Annotated in this window: 3 protein-coding genes; all 3 read right to left on the reverse strand. The window is 37.7% G+C overall.

Translation table 11 applies throughout. The features are described 5' to 3' along the window. Positions 1-536: 536 nt before the first annotated feature. A complete protein-coding gene (locus tag BM015_RS21140) occupies positions 537-962 on the reverse strand; it encodes a hypothetical protein (RefSeq protein ID WP_090663342.1) in 426 nt (141 codons plus the stop codon). A gap of 233 nt (positions 963-1,195) precedes the next feature. After that, positions 1,196-2,035 (reverse strand): class I SAM-dependent methyltransferase, encoded by an 840-nt coding sequence (locus BM015_RS21145; protein WP_090663344.1) that lies wholly within the window; start codon positions 2,033-2,035, stop codon positions 1,196-1,198. A 239-nt stretch (positions 2,036-2,274) separates the two neighbouring features. Beyond that, a complete protein-coding gene (locus tag BM015_RS21150; RefSeq protein WP_090663345.1) occupies positions 2,275-2,811 on the reverse strand; it encodes a hypothetical protein in 537 nt (178 codons plus the stop codon). Between the last annotated feature and the right edge of the window lie 366 nt (positions 2,812-3,177).

Genomic DNA, 3,177 nt, shown 5'->3' on the forward strand with positions numbered 1-3,177 from the left:
AAGTTCTTTCAGGTTTTGAATTGATTGGTAAAGTTTCTCAAGCTGTGTCATATTCGTTTTAAATGGTAGATGTCGCTATAAAGTTACAGGCAACGGACAGGGCTTGCTGCTGTGCTGATATTCTGCGTTCGGTCAGCCGGAACAATAGCCCAATTAATAAACTAAAATTGAAGATAACAAATGAAGCCGAATGATGAACGTCCAGCCGAAACAGGCGACGATAAGCGAGATACAGCCGATGGCTTGCACGTCAGCCAGCATAGCAGCAAACCCCATGTTGTATGCCCGGCTTTCGTCCCACCGTAGCTAAAGGCTGCACGGAACAAAAAAACGACTGCTGCCAACAGTCGCCGTAGTAAATGTTTGGTACATAAAATTACTGAACAATGGAAAATAAAAACAAAAAAGAAAATTCTAATAGTCAAGACGATGACTATGTTATTACACCGGAATATTTGTCAACTTGCATAAGAGGAACTTTCAAGCACGTTGGCAACAAGTGCAAATTTGTTCAAGACGAAAATGGGTGCTTTTATCTAAATCCTCTTACTGGTAAAATGTGTTATGTTACGGATAGCGGCGTCGTCTAAACCGTCAATAAAGTCAGCCATTTTTGTAGATGTAGTTGCGCCGTTCTTTGTCTTGCCGTAACCGCAAAAGATTGAGATTTTCGGGTGCTGATTGAACGTCTGCCTGTCAAACCAGGCTGACGTTTCATCTAAACAAAAAGGCACGTTAATTACAACATCGTTTCCAGTTTCAACATCATAAAGGCTAAGTTTAGCGGAGTGGTCTTGGTACTCAAAAACGAAAGTTATGTCTCGTCTACCGAAATATTCAAAAAGTGCTTTTTGTGCAGCGTCAGCAAATTCTTTTGATGGAAAGTTCAGCATGAAGTGAGGAAAATTTAAGTCAATGCAGTTTGCTTCGTCTAAAATTTGTTCAAGGTCTTTTGATGTCATAAAGTGAGATGATTTGTAAAAGTCTGCTTGGAAAGCAGCGTGTCAAAATAAGCTGGCATACAACGGGCCGCGTATTGGCGATGGGCGGGATTTTTAGCACTAACGCTGATACGAAGAACGAAAGTTGAATTTCGCACTTCCGTTGACACGAAGCCGTTCGCCCCGCCTATTGCCAATACGATGTTAGCGGTTCGTTGTTTTCTGTCGTCCATTCGATTTTAGTGTTTATGTTTTTATGTCTTCGCAACCAAGAAAAATTCTCCACTTGCAGGAACAAGATTGTCGGTTCGGTCTTTAAAATATTTTTCTGTCATATCTTTTGTTGAAACGGTTTGGATTTCTTTCAAGCCTATTTCGTCTGCAAGTTTTGTGATTTCTTCAACGCTGAAAAAACTTACAAATGGCGTTCCCGAAGCTGCCGCACCTTTAATTGCAATTTCTTGCATTGACTTGTCTTCTTCGTCAAGTTGCTCTAATGGTAAATAAAATGCGATTGCAATAGTCGAACCCGATGCAAGCGAAGTCATTTTTTTTAATGTGTCCGTAATGGCTTCTTTTGTCAAATAAAGTGTTACACCTGTGCAGGAAACAACGGCTTTTTTGTTAGTGTCAAAACCTTTGTTTAAAAGTTCAGTCCACCAAGATGAAGTTTCAAAGTCCACGGGAACGAAATGTAAATTGTTGGAAATTTTGTAGCCGTTTTCAATTAATTTTTCTTCTTTCCAAGCCAACGTGTCGGGTTGGTCAATTTCATAAATGTCAACTTGCGAACTGATTTCTGTATTTCGTTGAGCAAAACTGTCAAGTCCTGCACCAAGTAAAACGTATTGTTTTATTCCGTTGGCAATTTCTGTTTTTGCAACATCTTCAACAAATCGGGCACGAGCAACGATAGAAGCACGAAGTCGTTTGGTGTATTTCATATCAGGACGTTCTTGCCATTCTGTTTCTGGTTTGATTAAGTCATACCCGATTTTGTCGTCAATAACGTAAGGCTTTTCGTCTGTCAAAACGTGTAACGCTCTCCACAAAGCTGTTCGTAATGCTGTATTGTCTGGTTGTTTTGTTGTCATAATTTTGTTCTATGCACGATGTCTGTTACAATGACCGCTAACGTTGAAGCATTTGTGAAGGCATGGCAATAGCGCTTGGTCAGCCTGGTACAAATGCTTAATTGAAAAATTGATGTTGAAGATAATTACAAATGTTCAATAGCGTAAAGTCTGCTGATAACAAAAGATGATAAGAATTACTGCTGCGCAATTGCGGCTGGTCAAGCCATGCTTACACAAATGCCTTTGTTGTGTGCATTTTAATGACCAAATTGAACACCTTCGATAATGTCGTCAATAATTCCTGATTCTTCTTGTCCCTTTAGAATATTGAATAGAATGCAGTTAAAGATTATTATAAGCAATAACGTTGAAATCAAATTTGTTTTAAAAGCAGTTTTTAATATTTCAGTCCATTTAAATTTCTTTTTTAAAAAGACAAATGCAATAATGAATTCGCTCAAAACTGTAAACAAAAAAATAATTGGAAAACTTATCAGATACAAAGAGATTTGAAATTGCCCAATTATTTTAACCCAAGGTATCCATACAAGAGTTCTATGTCCGCCATTTAAGAAGATTGACAAATAATATTCTGAGAAAAAGCTCACAACGTTCGCTATCAAATAAGTCAAAACAATTTGTCTGAATAATTTTTGAGAAGAAGCCTTTGATAAAAACTTATAGGCTAAAAAGCTTTCAAATAAAGCAACTAATATTAAAATAAAATATGGATATGGTGTCCCAACGTAATTATTAAAATTAATAGCTGTTTTTGTAAAAACGCATTTAAGCATAAACTCTAAGATTATTCTAATCGTCAGTTTCCATAAATAGGTTAGTCAATTGTCTACCTTTTAGAGTTTGAAGCTGTCCGCACAAATTGCACACAACGGGCAGGGCTTTATGCAGGTTGGGAATTAGTATTCCGACTGCCCAAAACCGCTGCTAATTGAAAATATGGGGATGAAGTTAAGTACAAAATCTGAGAGATATTTGTCTGCTGGAATTGAATCTGGGATTCGCAATTTGCTGATGTTATAAGATCAAGCCCAACTTGCATAAAACCCAATGTTGAACTAAACCTACGGAAGCCTTCCGCACTATCCGTAACTTTAGCCCTCATCAAAAAAGAATAAATATGGCAACGAAAAAAAATCGCC

It is taken from the genome of Parafilimonas terrae (assembly GCF_900115755.1).
Taxonomy (GTDB): Bacteria; Bacteroidota; Bacteroidia; order Chitinophagales; family Chitinophagaceae; genus Parafilimonas; species Parafilimonas terrae.

What these genes read in the sequence shown, in the direction of transcription:
- BM015_RS21140 (WP_090663342.1), bottom strand. Translation starts at nt 962, where the DNA reads ATGACATCAAAAGACCTTGAACAAATTTTAGACGAAGCAAACTGCATT.
- BM015_RS21145 (WP_090663344.1), bottom strand. Translation starts at nt 2,035, where the DNA reads ATGACAACAAAACAACCAGACAATACAGCATTACGAACAGCTTTGTGG.
- BM015_RS21150 (WP_090663345.1), bottom strand. Translation starts at nt 2,811, where the DNA reads ATGCTTAAATGCGTTTTTACAAAAACAGCTATTAATTTTAATAATTAC.